This is a genomic window from Pseudomonas anuradhapurensis (genome assembly GCF_014269225.2).
In the GTDB taxonomy this organism is placed as follows: domain Bacteria; phylum Pseudomonadota; class Gammaproteobacteria; order Pseudomonadales; family Pseudomonadaceae; genus Aquipseudomonas; species Aquipseudomonas anuradhapurensis.
In genome coordinates this window covers 5002598-5017961 of record NZ_CP077097.1, presented here as the reverse complement: position 1 = coordinate 5017961, position 15364 = coordinate 5002598, and the positions used below count along the sequence as shown (strand labels likewise).

At 63.2% G+C, this 15364-nt stretch carries 11 protein-coding genes; 1 reads left to right on the top strand and 10 read right to left on the bottom strand.

The features are described 5' to 3' along the window. Positions 1–66 precede the first annotated feature (66 nt). On the top strand, positions 67–840 hold the full coding sequence (locus HU763_RS22875) for a ParA family protein (protein WP_186684254.1): 774 nt from the start codon (positions 67–69) through the stop codon (positions 838–840). On the opposite strand, the gene trxC is transcribed toward HU763_RS22875, so the two are convergent. The 10 genes from trxC to HU763_RS22825 all read right to left on the bottom strand — a co-directional run bounded on the left by trxC (position 837) and on the right by HU763_RS22825 (position 15339). After that, entirely contained in the window at positions 837–1271 is a 435-nt protein-coding gene (trxC, locus tag HU763_RS22870) for a thioredoxin TrxC (RefSeq protein WP_186684256.1), read from the bottom strand. The two genes, HU763_RS22875 and trxC, sit on opposite strands and share 4 nt — an antisense overlap. 126 nt (positions 1272–1397) lie before the next feature. Further along, positions 1398–2858, bottom strand: a complete 1461-nt coding sequence (gene selO, locus HU763_RS22865) for a protein adenylyltransferase SelO (RefSeq protein ID WP_186684258.1) — start codon at positions 2856–2858, stop codon at positions 1398–1400. 116 nt (positions 2859–2974) lie between these two features. Continuing rightward, positions 2975–6283 (bottom strand): mechanosensitive channel MscK, encoded by a 3309-nt coding sequence (gene mscK / locus HU763_RS22860; RefSeq protein WP_186684260.1) that lies wholly within the window; start codon positions 6281–6283, stop codon positions 2975–2977. A 33-nt stretch (positions 6284–6316) separates the two neighbouring features. After that, positions 6317–8059: a potassium/proton antiporter gene (locus HU763_RS22855; RefSeq protein WP_170034328.1), complete on the bottom strand. Its 1743-nt coding sequence runs from the start codon at positions 8057–8059 to the stop codon at positions 6317–6319. A gap of 184 nt (positions 8060–8243) precedes the next feature. Further along, the gene (locus HU763_RS22850) at positions 8244–9308 is read right to left on the bottom strand and encodes a 3-deoxy-7-phosphoheptulonate synthase (RefSeq protein WP_186684262.1); all 1065 of its coding nucleotides are present in this window, start codon (positions 9306–9308) and stop codon (positions 8244–8246) included. A 213-nt stretch (positions 9309–9521) separates the two neighbouring features. Further along, positions 9522–11432: a threonine--tRNA ligase gene (gene thrS, locus HU763_RS22845; RefSeq protein WP_186684264.1), complete on the bottom strand. Its 1911-nt coding sequence runs from the start codon at positions 11430–11432 to the stop codon at positions 9522–9524. A 90-nt stretch (positions 11433–11522) separates the two neighbouring features. Beyond that, positions 11523–12932, bottom strand: coding sequence for a chorismate-binding protein (locus HU763_RS22840; RefSeq protein ID WP_186684266.1), 1410 nt, complete (start codon positions 12930–12932; stop codon positions 11523–11525). Further along, complete coding sequence (locus HU763_RS22835; RefSeq protein WP_186684268.1) at positions 12929–13474, bottom strand: hypothetical protein; 546 nt, start codon at positions 13472–13474, stop codon at positions 12929–12931. Before HU763_RS22835 ends, HU763_RS22840 begins: the two co-directional genes overlap by 4 nt. Positions 13475–13684: 210 nt before the next feature. Next, on the bottom strand, positions 13685–14455 hold the full coding sequence (locus tag HU763_RS22830) for a 2,3-dihydro-2,3-dihydroxybenzoate dehydrogenase (RefSeq protein ID WP_186684270.1): 771 nt from the start codon (positions 14453–14455) through the stop codon (positions 13685–13687). Then, entirely contained in the window at positions 14452–15339 is an 888-nt protein-coding gene (locus HU763_RS22825) for an isochorismatase family protein (protein WP_186684271.1), read from the bottom strand. The genes HU763_RS22830 and HU763_RS22825 overlap by 4 nt, the downstream gene beginning before the upstream one ends. Between the last annotated feature and the right edge of the window lie 25 nt (positions 15340–15364).

Sequence of the window (15364 nt, the reverse complement as noted above, 5' to 3'; positions counted from 1 at the left end):
ATGGCACTGGCCATTGCCGCAGCGCCGCCACATACTCGGGCATTCGTTGAAACACGGAGGTCAATCATGCGGCGCGTGGTGTTCAATCAGAAAGGTGGCGTGGGCAAGTCGAGCATCGCCTGCAACCTGGCGGCGGTCAGTGCCAATGAAGGCTACCGGACCCTGCTGATCGACCTGGATGCCCAGGCCAACTCGACCCAGTACCTCACCGGGCTCACCGGCGAGGACATTCCCATGGGCATCGCCGATTTCTTCAAGCAGAGCCTGTCCAGCGGGCCGTTCAGCAAGAAGAACAAGGTCGATATCTACGAAACTCCCTTTGACAACCTGCACGTGGTCACCGCCACCGCCGAGCTAGCCGACCTGCAGCCGAAGCTGGAGGCCAAGCACAAGATCAACAAGCTGCGTAAGCTGCTCGACGAACTGGACGAGGACTACGAGCGGATCTATATCGACACCCCGCCAGCTCTGAACTTCTATGCGGTTTCCGCACTGATCGCCGCCGATCGAGTGTTGATCCCCTTCGACTGCGACAGCTTCTCGCGCCAGGCCCTATATGGCCTGCTGGCCGAGATCGAAGAGCTCAAAGACGACCACAACGAAGACCTGGTGGTCGAAGGCATCGTGGTCAACCAGTTCCAGTCCCGTGCCAGCCTGCCGCAGCAGATGCTCGATGAGCTGCTGGAAGAGGGCCTGCCGGTGCTGCCGGTGTACCTGGGCAGCTCGGTGAAGATGCGTGAATCGCACCACGCCAGCCTGCCGCTGATTCACCTGGAGCCCAGGCACAAGCTGACGCAGCAGTTTGTCGAGTTGCATTCGCTGCTTGAAGAGAACGCTTAAACCCCTTGGCTGCGCAACCACTCCAGCAATGACTGGAGTGGGAACGCCCCGGCCTGGCGGCTGATTTCGCGGCCGTTTCTGAACAGCAGCAGGCTGGGGATCGAACGGATACCCAATTGCCCGGACAGGGTGCGGTTGGCTTCGCTGTCGAGTTTGGCCAGGCGGCAGCGGCCGGCCAGTTGGCGGGCGGCTTGTTCGAATGTGGGAGCAAACGCCTTGCACGGGCCGCACCAGTCGGCCCAGACGTCGACCAGCAGCGGCAAGTCGCCCTTGATCTGGCTGGCGTAGGTTGCTTCGGTAACCTCGAAGGGGGCGCTGAGCAGTACATCCTGTTTGCAGCGGCCGCATTTCGGGGCGTCGCCCAGACGCTCGGCGGGCACGCGGTTGAGGCCATTACAGTGGGGGCAGGGGATTACCAGGGGCTCGGACATGTCATTTCCTTGAGATTTCGGAGCTGCTTTGCAGCCCACCGCGGCACAAGGCCACCCCAGCAAGGATACGCGTATTCCTGTAGGAGCGGCCTTGTGTCGCGATGGGCCGCAAAGCGGCCCCAGGATTCATGATGAACAGCTGATTTCCAGGTGCTTGCCCCACTCCGGCGGCCGTTCGGCGTAGGCCTGCATCCCGGCTTGCTCTTCAAAAGGCTTGCTCAGCACCTGATGCAACCGTCGTACTTCACTGTAGTCTCCCGCTTGCGCCGCTTCGATGGCTTTCTGCGCCAGATAGTTGCGCAGCACGTAGAGCGGGTTGACCGCATGCATCCGTGCCCGACGCCCTTCGGCATTGCCGGCTTCGCGCTCGCAGCGGGCCAGGTAGTCGGCCGCCCAGGTATCGAAACCGGCCAGGTCGATGAAGTCGTCGCGCACCACCTTCAGCGCTTCGGCTAGCGGCTTGTCACCCAGCTTGCGGAAGAACAGGTTGTAGTCCACGCCACCGCTTTGCATGCGCTGCAACAGGCGCTCGACCAACGCCATGTCGTCGTTCTCGGCAGTGGTCAGGCCCAGACGGCGGCGCATCAGGTCGAGGTAATGGGCCTGATAAAGCGGCAGGAACAGCCCCAGCGCCTCTTTCAGCGGTTCCACTTCGATCACTGTGGTCAACGCCTGAGCCAGGGCACTGAGGTTCCAGTGCGCAATCGGCACCTGGTTGGCGTAGCTGTAGCGGCCACGGTCGTCGGAGTGGTTGCAGATGAAGTTGGCGTCGAAATCATCCAGGAAGGCATAGGGACCGAAATCGAAGGTGATGCCGAGAATCGACATGTTGTCAGTGTTCATCACGCCGTGGCAGAAGCCGTAGGCCTGCCAGCGGGCAATCAGCTCGGCGTTGCGCTCGACGATGCTGCGGAACATGGCCAGGTAGGGCTGCTCGGCGTCACGGCATTCGGGGTAGTGCTGTTCCAGCACATGGTCGATCAGTACGCGCTGTTGCTCGGGCTGTTTGGTGTAGTAGAAGTATTCGAAATGGCCGAAACGCACATGGCTCGGCGCCAGGCGGGTGAGCATGGCTGCGCTTTCACGGGTTTCACGCCATACCGGGGTGCTGGAGCCGATGACGCACAGCGCTCGGCTGGTGGCGATGCCCAGGGCATGCAGGGCTTCCGAGGCAAGGAACTCGCGGATCGACGAACGCAGCACGGCGCGGCCGTCGCCCATGCGTGAGTAAGGGGTCTGGCCGGCGCCCTTGAGGTGCAGGTCCCAATGCTCGCCGGCGTCATTCAATACTTCGGCCAGCAGCAGGCCACGACCGTCACCCAGCCGTGGGTTGTACGAGCCGAACTGGTGGCCGGAATAGACCATCGCCCGTGGGTCGGCCTGGTCCCACAGCTTGTGGCCGCTGAACAGCTCGGCGAACAGTGGCAGTTCGGCCTGGGCCGGGTCGAGGTCGAGCAGGGCCATGGCCGACTCGCTTGCAACCACCAGGCGTGGGTCTGCAATGGGCTCGGGCAGTACCTGGGTGGAGAACGCGTCGCCCAGGCGGGCGAAGCGATTGTCGAAGGTGAGTTGGTCGAGGGCTTTCACGGGCCGGCTCCTGGGGTTGAGTGTCCGGGGCCGCGCTACGGCCCTTCGCGAGCTTGCCCGCGAACGAGGGCAAAGGCCTCGCGGGGGTTTGCCCAGAATAAAGCATTGGAGCGTTCTCAGGCCGAAGCAGTGCCATCCGATTTCGGCTGTTCCACCGGAACCAGCTGTTGCTTGCCGCCTTTCGGGTCCATCAGGAATACCTCTACCTGGCGTACCGAGATCTTGATGTTGTGCGCCTTGAACTCACGGTTGATGTAGCGGTTGATCTCATCCAGGGTCGGGTTGCGGTCGCCCAGGTCGCGTACGTGCATGCGCAGTTCATGGTCCAGCGAGCTTTCGCCGAAGTTGAGGAAATACACGATCGGCTCCGGGTCCTTGAGCACCCGTGGGTTCTCATGGGCACCCTTGAGCAGCAGGTCGCGTACCAGGTCCAGGTCGGAGCCGTAGTCGATGCCCAGCTTCAGTGTCACCCGGGTGACCGTGTCGGTCAGCGACCAGTTGATCAGCTGGCCGGTGATGAAGGTCTTGTTGGGGACGATGATGTCCTTGCGGTCGAAATCGGTGATGGTGGTGGCGCGGATGCGGATCTTGCTCACCGTGCCCGACAGGTTGCCGATGGTGATGGTGTCGCCGATGCGCACCGGGCGTTCGAACAGGATCATGATGCCGGAAATGAAGTTGGCGAAGATTTCCTGCATGCCGAAGCCCAGGCCCACCGACAACGCGGCCACCAGCCACTGTAGCTTGTCCCAGCTGACCCCCAGGGTCGACAGGGTGCTGACGATGCCGACGCCGACGATGGTGTACGACAACAGCGTGGTGGTGGCGTAGGCGCTGCCCTGCGCCAGGTTCAGGCGCGACAGTACCAGCACTTCCAGCAGGCCCGGCAAGTTGCCGGCCAGGGCAAAGGTGATACCGACGATGACCAGGGCTCCGAGCAGGTCGCCGAGGCTGATCGGCACCATGCTGGCGGCGGCGCCAGTGCCGCTGGTGTATTCGTAGAGGACGAAGTTGTTGAGGTAGGCGAATACCGAGATAAGGTCCGACCACACCCAGTACAGGCCGGCGATGAAGCCGCCGAGCAGGGCCAGGCGAATCAGGCGCAGCGATTGTTGGTTGACCTGTTCGATGTCCAGGGTCGGCTCTTCGGTGATGACTTCGCCATCCAGCCCCTCCTTGGCTGCCGCCCGCTTGCTCAGCGCGCGTTGGTAGGCCAGGCGCCGTGCCGCCACCGACAGGCCGCGCACGAACGCGGCCTCGATCACCAGCCAGAACAGCAGCAGGTAGAGGGTGTAGATCAGCCGGTCGGTGAGCTTCAGCGCGGTGTAGTAATAGCCGAAGCACACCGCCACGAACAGGGCGATGGGCAGTGCGGTGAAGGCTACGCCCACGGCCTTGCGGAACAGCGAGGTGTCGCGGTGTGCCGGGCTGCTGAGCAGCAGGCGGCTGAGCAGCCAGGCCATCAAGGCATAGCAGGCCAGCACAACGCCGATGCCCAGCACGTCGTCGGCCAGGGCCGATGGCTGATGCTCGGCCACAGCCACTACCCCGACCAGCGCCAGCACCACGGTGCCGAGGCGGCGTACCCAGCCGCGCAGGAACTCGACTTGCGGCTTGTGCCAGCGGAAGTGGATTTCCGCCACGCCGCCGGGGGCAAGGATGCGGTAGGCGGTATAGAACACCAGCCAGGCCTGGGCCAGCTGCCAGAGGGCGGCGCCGAGGTTGGCGTTCTGTCCCCGGGCGTCGATCTGCAGGGCATAGCTGCACAGGGCCAGGCCCAGGCTGACCGGCATCGCCAGCAGGATGTTGATAAGGATTGCCTGCGGTGTATGCCACTGGCTGTCGCGGCGGAAATGGCCGATGTCCTGGTGCACCTTGCCCAGCCGTTGGTACAGGTACTTGCGTCGCCACAGCAGGGCGCCGATCACCAGCAGTAGCGGCAGGAACAGCAACGGCCGCTGGCTGAGGCCGTCGGCCAGCTCGTTCAGGCCCGAGCCCCACGGCAGGTTGGCGACCTGATCGGCCAGGCGCTCCGGCACGTAACGCAGCCAGTCCCAGTCCAGCGGCTTGTTGCTGGGGATCCAGAACATCTGCTCGTCGAGGGTGGTACGCAGGCTCTGGGCGGTGCCCAGCAATTGCTTCTGGTTGAGCTGCAGGGTGATCGATTCGTTGAGCAGTGCCGACAGTTCGCGGTTCAGCCGTTCCAGCAGGTCGCTGCGGGTGATGGCTACTTCCAGCAGGGCCTTGCGCAGCTGCGGCGTCACCTCTTCCTGGGGTTGTGCCGCCAGCAGCTTGTCGACGTAGGTGACCGGGCTACTCATCTGCTCGCGTTGCTGGTTGACCTCGAACTGGTACAGGCGGGTGTCGGCGATCTGGTCGGCCAGGTCGCGGTCCAGTTTCAGGTGCGGCAGGGTCTGCTTCTGCTTGTAGAGGATCTTCGACAGCAGCAGGCTGCCTTTGAGCACGTTGATCTGTTCGTCCAGCGCCTGGTCAGCCTGGGTCAGGCTGTCGAGCTGTTGCTTGGTGCGCAGGTTCTGCTGGGTCAGTTCGTTGAGCCGGTCGGTGCTTTTGAGCAGGTAGTCGGAAAGCTTGAGGTTGACCGCGCTTTCGGTGGCCAGCAGGCTGCTGCCACCGGCCTTCTGGGCCTCGATCGATTGCTGGGTGACGGCCTCCTGGGACTGGGCCAGACGCTTGTCGTTGATCAGGGTCTGCAGGTCCTGGATTTCCTGCTCCAGGCGCGCCGCGCGTTCGATCAGCAAGTCGTGGCGGGCATTGCCGAGGTCCTGCAGCAGGCTGTTGCCGGCCAGCTCCTGGCGGCGTAGCAGGGTCAGGGCGTTGAGCGAGGCCAGTTCGGCATTCAGCTGGTTGCGCTGGTCGGCGTTGATCGGTTTGCCGGCATCCTTGCCGGTCTTGAGGATGCTGTTGATCTGCTGGGTGCGCGCCTGGGCATTGCTGATTTCCGCCTGGGCACGTTCCGGGCGGGTTTGCGAATTGATGATCAGGCTGTTGGCTTCGGACAGCGCCTTCTGCAGCTCGCCCTGCTGGGTGCTGCGTTCGCTGAGCATCTGTTCCAGTTGCGGCACGCTGAGGCTGGCGTAGCGCTGGGCCACCGGCTGTGGCTTGCTTTCCTGGAGCTTGGCCAGTTCGCGCTGGCTGTCGCTGGTTTCCTTCGGAGCCCCGGCCAGCTGCTGCTTGAGCGCGGCGAGCTTCTTCTCGTTGTCTTCCTTGCTGGCGAGCAGGCTGAGGGTTTGCTCCAGTACCTGCTGCAGGGCCTTCTGCTCGGCTTCGGGCAGCTTGCGCTCGGCGATCTTGTCGAGGCTGTTCTGGATACTGGCGGTGGTCGGGGCTTCTGCCGCAGTGGCTGCAAAAGAAAGAGACAGGCACAGCCCGAGCAGGGCTGTGCGGAGATACGCGCGCAGGGACATAGGCAGGCTACTTGTGAATCAGGCAATCGAAGTTTAGAGGAACAATCCTGGTCCGGGTCGCGTTCCTTCGGGGAATCTGACGCCTACTTTCTGAATCTTGTTCCCGTCCATGGTGGCCACGGTCCAAATTGTGCCATGCCATTCGACCTGGTCACCTACTACTGGAGCGCCTCCGACCTTCTGTCGGATGAACTGCGCCAACGGCATTTTTGCATCCAGGCCATCGAGTTTCAGGCCATACAGCGCTGCCACCGCACCCAGTTCGGCATCGCCTTCGAGTACGAAGTCGCCGAAGAAGCGCAGGTCCAGGCCGCGTTGCGGCGCCTGGCTGAACAGTTTGCCCAGGGCTGGCAGGTTGTGCTCGTGGCCGATCACGCAAAGCATGTCGCCGACTTCCAGCACGGTGCTGCCCGACGGGTGCAGCAATTGCTCGCCCCGGAACAGTGCCGCGATGCGCGTGCCTTCGGGCATTTTCAGCTCGCGCAGGGCGGCGCCGATGCACCATTTTTCCGCACCCAGGCGGTAGACGAACAGCTCCCACTCGCTGGTCAGGTGGACTTCCAGGGCAGAACGGGAGATCGGCGCCGGGTCGGGCGGTACGGTCACTTTCAGCAGCTTGGCCATCCACGGCAGGCTGGTGCCTTGCACCAGCAGCGACACCAGCACGATGAAGAACGCCAGGTTGAAGAACAACTGGGCGTCCGGCAGGCCGGCCATCAACGGGAATACCGCCAGGATGATCGGTACCGCACCGCGCAGGCCAACCCAGGAAATGAAGCCCTTTTCACGGCCATGGAAGGCCTTGAACGGCAGCAGGCTGGCGACCACCGACAGCGGTCGCGCCACCAGGATCATCCACAACGCCAGGCCCAGCGCAGGCAGGGCGATGGGCAGCAAATCGTGCGGCGTGACCAGCAAGCCCAGCACCAGGAACATGCCGATCTGGGCCAGCCAGGCCATGCCGTCAAGCATGTGCAAGATGCCGTGGCGGCTGCGGATCGGCTTGTTGCCCAGCACCAGGCCGCACAGGTAGACGGCAAGGAAGCCACTGCCGTGCAGGGCGTTGGTCAGCGAGAACACCACCAGGCCGCCAGCGATGACCAGGATCGGGTACAGGCCGCCCGCCAGGTTGATGCGGTTGACCAGCTGCAGCATCAGCCAGCCACCGCCCAGGCCCAGCAGCCCGCCGATGCCGAACTCGCGCAGCAGGTGGGTGAGCAGGCTCCAGTGCAGGCCGGTCTGGCCGCTGGCGATCATGTCGATGAGGGTGACGGTGAGGAACACGGCCATCGGGTCGTTGCTGCCCGATTCGATTTCCAGGGTGGCGGTCACCCGCTCGTTCAGGCCTTTGCCGCCGAGCAGCGAGAACACCGCCGCAGCATCGGTGGAGCCGACGATGGCGCCGATCAGCAGGCCTTGGATCAGGCTCAGGTCGAACAGCCAAGCGGCGACCATACCGGTGAGGGCGGTGGTGATCATCACGCCGACGGTGGCCAGCGACAGCGCCGGCCACAGGGCCACGCGGAAGCTCGCAACCCGTGTGCGCAGGCCGCCGTCCAGCAGGATCACGGCCAGTGCCAGGTTGCCCACCAGGTAGGCGGTCGGGTAGTTGTTGAAGATGATGCCGCCACCATCGACGCCGGCGATCATGCCGACCGCAAGGATGATGACCAGGATAGGGATGCCCAGGCGCGACGACAGCGAGCTGACCAGGATACTTGCGCCCACCAGCAATGCGCCGATCAGAAACAGGCTGTTGATGGTGCTGGCATCCAAAGGCAGGTACTCCGGGGTGTGGCGCGGGAAGATGACTTGACTCGCAAGTCGCGTGCCAATCGATTCTAACCTGATGAATTGGCAGCATGTAAGGCGTTTCTGCTGATGAAAAAAGGCACCACCGTGGGTGCCTTTGGCGAATGCTGGCAAACCACTGGCAGCGCAGGGCTGCGCAGTGGCACTGTCAGGCCAGATCAGCGGCGCGGCGCAACAGCGTGGCGGTCTCGTCCCAGCCGAGGCAGCCGTCGGTGATGGAAACGCCATAGCGCAGCTGCGTCGACAGGTCCTGTCGGCCCGGGTTCAGATTGCTCTCCAGCATGATGCCGAAAAGATCGCGATTGCCCGCACGTCGCTGTGCCAGTACCTCTTCCAGGACTTGCGGTTGGCGGCTATGGTCCTTGCCGCTGTTGGCGTGGCTGCAGTCAACCAGCAGGCGCGGGGCGACGCCTGCTGCCAGCAGTTGGGCTCGCGCCTGCGCGACTGCTTCCGCATGGTGATTGGCGCCGTTGCGCCCGCCCCGCAACACCAGGTGGCCGTCCATGTTGCCGGCACTACTGATCAGTGCCGGGCGGCCACGCAGATCGATGCCAAAGTAGCGGTGCGGGTGGGCAGCGCTGCAAATGGCATCGCAGGCCACGCCCAGGCTGCCATCGGTGCCATTCTTGAACCCGACGGGGACATCAAGGCTGCTGACCAGCTCACGGTGGATCTGCGATTCGCTGGTCCTGGCGCCTATGGCGACCCAGCTGAGCAGGTCGCTGAAGTAATGGGCGGCCATGGGTTGCAGCATCTCGTTGGCCAGCGGCAGGCCAAGCCCGACCAGTTCGAGCATCAGCGACCTGGAGAGCTCCAGGCCAGCCTGCATGTCGTCGCTGCCGTTGAGATCCGGGTCGTACATCAGGCCCTTCCAGCCTACGGTGGTGCGGGGTTTTTCTACGTAGGCGCGCATGACAATCAGCAGTCGGTCTTGCAGCTCGTCTGCGAGTTCAGCCAGCCTGCCGCCATACTCAACCGCAGCCGGGCCGTGATGCAGCGAACAAGGGCCTGCGATCACCAGCAAGCGCGAATCGTTACCGTGGACAATCTCCCGGATTTGCTGGCGCTGCCAGTGGACCTGCTGTGCCAACTGCCCGTCCACTGGCAGTGCGGCTCTCAGCGTGTAGGCGCTGGGTAGTGTCTGGATGACGGACTCCACGGGCGTGGCTGCAGAGTCGAGATTGGGCAAGCGCGAAAAGGCAATGGTGCTCATGTCTGACATCCTGGTTGTCGTTCTGAAACAGGCACGGCCAGGCCGCGCATGCGAATGGCTGCGAGGCAGGGTGCGAGAGGGGTGAGGCGGACTTGATGCGTTATCGGGTTCGGACTTTGGGCATTGCGACCTCCCGTGTTCAGCATTCATTCCAGGCAGGTCATGCCTGGGTTGGCCACGGGCTCAATACCTCTCGAGCCCGTGGCGGCAGGGTCAATCCACCAGGGCTTCCCTGGCCAGCAGTTCGGCGAAGTCGTCAACGCTGAGCGTACCGAGGTCGTCGCCGGCACGGCTGCGCACGGCGAGCGTGCCGCTGTCTTTCTCACGGTCACCGATTACCAGCAGGTAGGGCACACGTTGCAGCGTGCTTTCGCGGATCTTGTAGCCGATCTTCTCGTTGCGCAGGTCAGCCTCGACCCGCAGGCCGCGCTCGCGCAATTGGTGGCGGACCTGCTCGGCGTAACCGTTCTGTGCATCCGTCACGGTCAGCAGCATGGCCTGAACCGGTGCCAGCCAGGTGGGAAAGACGCCAGCATGGTGTTCGATGAGGATGCCAATGAAGCGCTCGAGCGAGCCGACAATTGCCCGGTGCAGCATCACCGGGCGACGGCGCTGCGAATGTTCGTCGACATACTCGGCACCCAGGCGGTCGGGCATGTGATAGTCGACCTGGATGGTGCCGACCTGCCATTCGCGGCCGATGGCATCGCGCAAGTGGTATTCGATCTTGGGGCTGTAGAAGGCCCCTTCCCCTGGCAGCTCTTCCCAGGTCACGCCACAGGCGGACAACGCCGAACGCAGCTGGTTTTCGGCTTTGTCCCAGACCTCGTCGCTGCCCAGGCGCTTCCCGGGTTCGGGACGCAGGGCGATCTTCACCGCCACGTCCTCGAAGCCGAATGCCCGGTAGACCTTCTGAGCCTGGTGGTGGAAGGTGCGAATTTCCGATTCGATCTGTTGCTCGGTACAGAAGATATGCCCGTCGTCCTGGGTAAAGGCGCGCACCCGCATGATGCCATGCAGGGCCCCAGAGGGCTCATTGCGGTGGCAACCGCCGAACTCGCCATAGCGAATCGGCAGCTCGCGGTGGCTGCGCAGGCCGAACTTGAAGATCTGGATATGCCCTGGGCAGTTCATGGGCTTGAGGGCGTATTGGCGGTTTTCCGATTCGGTGACGAACATGTTCTCCTTGTAGTTGTCCCAATGCCCAGAGCGGCGCCACAACGAGCTGTCCACCACCTGCGGCGAGCGCACCTCCTGGTAACCGCTGTCGCGATACACCTTGCGCATGTATTGCTCTACCGTCTGCCAGATCGCCCAGCCCTTGGGGTGCCAGAACACCATGCCCGGCGCCTCTTCCTGTTGATGGAACAGGTCGTATTGCTTGGCCAGCTTGCGGTGGTCGCGCTTCTCCGCTTCCTCCAGCTGCGACAGGTAAGCCTTGAGCTGCTTGTCATTCAGCCAGGCGGTGCCATAGATGCGGCTGAGCATTGCGTTGCTGGAATCACCGCGCCAGTAGGCACCGGCCACCTTCATCAATTTGAATGCTCCGAGCTTGCCGGTATCAGGTACGTGAGGCCCGCGGCAAAGGTCGGTGAACTCACCCTGCTGGTACACCGAAAGGGTTTCGCCGCCCGGAATGTCCTCGATGATCTTCACCTTGTACGACTCGCCCAGGCTGCTGAACAGGTCGATGGCCTGCTGGCGCGGCAGCTCCCGACGTTTTATCTCCAGGCGGCTGTCGACGATCCGGTGCATCTCCGCCTCGATCAACGGCAGATCATCCTGGTTGAAAGGGCGCTCGGCCACGAAGTCGTAATAGAAGCCATTGTCGATCACCGGGCCGATGGTGACCTGGGTACCTGGGTACAGGCGCTGCACGGCTTGTGCCATCAGGTGTGCAGTGGAATGGCGGACGACGTCCAGTGCCTCCTCGCTTTTGCTTGTGACGATCTCGACCGTGGTATCGCCAGTCAGCATGTATGAGGCGTCAACCAGGCGCCCGTCGACTTTTGCCGCGAGTGTCGCGGCCGCCAGGCCACTGCCGATGGACATTGCCAATTGCTGGACGTTGAGCGGCTCCGGGAATTCCTTGCGACTGCCATCCGGTAGAGCGATAGAGATCATGTTGTTTGCTGCCCATTTAGTTTGACGTTGGCGCCAAGGCGCCGGTGTAGAGGGCCTTGCTCGATCCTGTGCAAGGCTTTTGCAACGTTATCACCCTTCATATGACCAAGCGCCATTTTGCAGGTACGGTTTCATCTTGTTGCTGGTCTCCAGCCATTCGCGGTACGGGTCGCTGGCCTTGACGATGCCGCTGCCGGCAAAAATGTGTACCTGTGCTGCGGTCACCTTGGCGGTTCTGATCGCCAGAGCGAAGTTGCACCGGCTCCCCAGGGTCAGGTAACCCAAGCCGCCGGTGAAAAACTCTCGATCGATGTATTCGAAGCGTCGGATGCGTTCGCCGCTCAGGCCCAGCGGCTTGCCCCAGATGGTCGCAGGTGGGTAGACGGCCGCCAGAGCATCGAACACGTTCATGCCGCTCGCCAGTTCGCCTTCAATGCGGCTCTTGAGGTGTTGTACATACCCCAGATCGATGACATTCCTCGATTCGCGCACGTCGAGCGAGCCCGGTCGGCAAACCTGCCGAAGTTGTTCGAAAAACAGCTGGGCAGCTGTTTCGTGCTCTTCCAGTTCCTTGCTGTCGGACAGCAGTTCCTGACGATAGCGGTCACGCTTGAGCGCTTCGTCGGAGCCTTTTCGGGTTCCCGCCAGCGGCTCCACGACCACCTTGCTGCCGTCGGTACGTATCAGGGTCTCCGGTGAGATGCCGATCCATGCCGGACCGCGATCCCAGCGGAACAGGTACTCATAGTGCGGGTTGGGCCGCGGTGCGATTTGACCGAGCAACTGCAAGGGGTCTACCGGCTTGCTCATGCTCAAGCGGACTTCACGCCCTATCACCACCTTGTCCGCTTCGCTTGTGGCCATTTCGCCGAGCAGGTCGAGCAGGTTGTCGACATAGTTGCTGCATGGTGGGATCAACTCGTAGCGGTTGACTGCGGGCAATGCCGGGTAGGTGCGCGGAGCCAGGTGGGCCACGATACGTGCGATCTGTGCGCACAGTCCGGCATCGAAGGTCGCCCCGCTGATACGTCCAGGCTCCACCCACAGGAACAGGGTCGGCATGGTCATGATCAGTGGCTCGTGCAACCGTTCGGGGTGAGTAGCGCAGCGCCAGCCACCCAGCAGGGGGACGTCGCGAGGCAGGCCAGCCAGGGCTGGCGAGCTGCTGCCCACGGTCTTCCAGAATTGTGCCACGCCCTTGAACAGCTGTTCGTGAAACGACTGCTGGTCGTCCATGTGCAGCGTATCGCGGCATAGCACGCGGTCGTGGTCGAGCCAGTCGATACGAAGTGCCTGCGGTTCGCGCGTCGCACGAAGGCGATACTGGTTGCCGAGACCGACCAGCGAACGGTCATGCCCATCGGTATGTTCGCTGAACACGCAACTGAACTGCTCGGCAAGTCCGGGGAAGGCACGACTCATTTCGGCGAGCAGAGCTGTGCCGGCGTCGTGTACGCCGAGCGCAGATGTTGGCAGGGGAAAGTCGAAGTGGCTGATCATGCGCAAATTGGCTCCTTGAATGCCTGGGCCAGATGGCTGCAGAGCTGCAGGTCCCGTTCGAAGTCGGTCGGGGCTGGCAGTGGTGGCACGGCCGCGGCGTAGTTCGCGGCCTGCCAGCGGTGCACCAGGCCGTGCGGGCGGCTGCCTGGCTGTATGGCGCTGCGTATGTTGCGCAGATTGTCACAAGGGTCGAACAGCCAAAGGCTGCCGTCGTGTCGCGGCGGGGTATCGCACAGCAGCAGCGCAGTCCCGTGCGGCTGCGCCGGGTTGGTCTCGGCAACCCGCTGGGCGATTTGTGCCGGGCTGAGTCCGTGCACCGCCAAGGCAAGCGGCAGGGCCAATGTTTGCGGCCAGGCTGGCTGCAGCTGGTTGTCGAACAGCCTGAGCTGGCTACCCGCTCCAGGGTAGCCAGCCGTGATGGCCAGGTAGCTCTCGCTCAGGCCTTGCAGCTCGTGGGCCTGCGACGGGGTAGCGTGCAGGACCGTCAATACCGGGCCACCGGTCATCCACTGCAGGTAACGCCGCAAGCGCTGGCTGGTCATCTCGAGCGCCTGGCGATCAACGCGCGCATTGGTTGGCAGCTCGATCCACTGAATGAGGGCCTCACCTGCCAGCACTCTATCCAGAAGTTGGCCCAATGGTTCGCTGCAGGCCCTGCCTGGTGCCGTTTGCGCGTTTGCGGACGCGGACGTGGCAAAGGACGAAATCGTGAAGTTCATGGCAATCTGCCTCGCAATATCCAGGACGTGCACTCAACCAAAGGTGGCGCCGCCGTCCATGACCAGGTTTTGCAGGGTAATGTGGTTGGCATCGTCCGAGAGCAGGAAAGCGATTCCGGCTGCGATGTCCTGGGGTTCGGCGATCTTGCCAAGCGGGATGCCGATGCGATGCAGGCCGAGGTCGCCCTCGACCATGCGCCGGTCCAGGGTTTCGTCGTGGCCGGCCAGTTGGTGCAGCATCGGGGTACGGGTAGAACCGGGCGATACCACATTGCAGCGCACACCTTGCCTGCCGAGCTCCAGGCCCATGCAGCGGGTGAGCATGGCCACGGCGGCTTTCGATGCGCAGTATCCGCTCAGGTTCACCCGCGGCGTGGTGGCGGCGTTGGATGCAACGCTGACGATGGCCCCACGGTGTCTTGCCAACATGCAGCGGGCTACGGACTGCGATACATGGAAGGTGCCGTGCACGTTGATCTCGAACAGCCGCAGCCAGGCCTGCGCCGACATCTGTTCGAAGGGCCCTGCCTCCATGACGCCTGCGGCATTGACCAGACCGTCGAGTGGATATTGCTCGTCGATGCGGCTGACCAGGCTCGTGATGTGCTCGCGGTCGGTGATGTCGGCCGCATGCAGCTTGACCTTGTCCGAGCGCAGTTCCGCCGCGAGTGCCTCCAGGCCAGAACTGTCGCAGTCCAGGGCGATCACCGTGGCGCCCTCGGCCAGTAGGCGCCCGGCCACTGCGGCACCGATGCCGCTCGCAGCACCGGTCACCATGACGGATCTTCCGGCGAAACGTTTCATACCGAGGCTCCACTGGCTTGTGCCTGCAGGCGCTGCTCGATCAGCTGTACCCAGGCGCGGATGCTGCGGCGCTCGAGCAGTTCCAGAAAGCTTACCGGCAGGCCTGCCTGTTGCCATTGTTCGAACAGCATCAGCAGGCGCACCGAGTCCAGGCCCAGTTCGACCGGGTCGTCCACTTCTGCAACGCGCTCCAGGGGCAGCGCCAGGCAGCGGGCGATATCGCCGGGAATATCGTGGGCCACCTGTGCCGGGGCAAGGGCATCAAGCAACTGCTGCGTCGACAGCACTACGCTCGAACAGTGCGCCATGTGCTCGAGTGCCAGTTGATGACGCTCCAGGGAAAAGTCACCCAGGGCATCGGCTACCACGAATGGCTGGATGTCCGCCATGAAGGCATCGGTGGCGGTGGTCAGACAGCCAATGTGTGCGTAGACCCCGCAGATGATCAATTGGTCGCGCCCCGCCAGTTGCAGGCGTTCAAGCAAGTCGGAGCGGGCGAAGGCGCTGTAGCGGTGCTTGACCAGCATGACGTCACGCTGAGGGTCGGGCGCCAGGCCGGAGACGATGCCAGGGCTGACACCATCCTCGGCCAGCCCCGGGCCCCAGAAGTCGCACAACAGACCGCGCGATTCGACCTGCTGATTACCGGGCTGGGCGGTGTAGAACACCGGGATACCAAGGGCATGGCATGCAGAGCGCAGGGCCTGGATGCGCTGTATCAGGGCGTCGACGAAAGCTTGCGAGGCATAGGGCTTGAGAAAGTGGTTCTGCATGTCATGGATCAACAGTGCCGCCCGTTCGGGGGCCGGCGTCCAGGGCAGCGCTGGACGGTTCAGCATGACGTGGCTCGGAACCTGGTAAAGCTCGATCTGTGGAATTGCCATCGAAATATCCTTGAAAGCGTAAAGG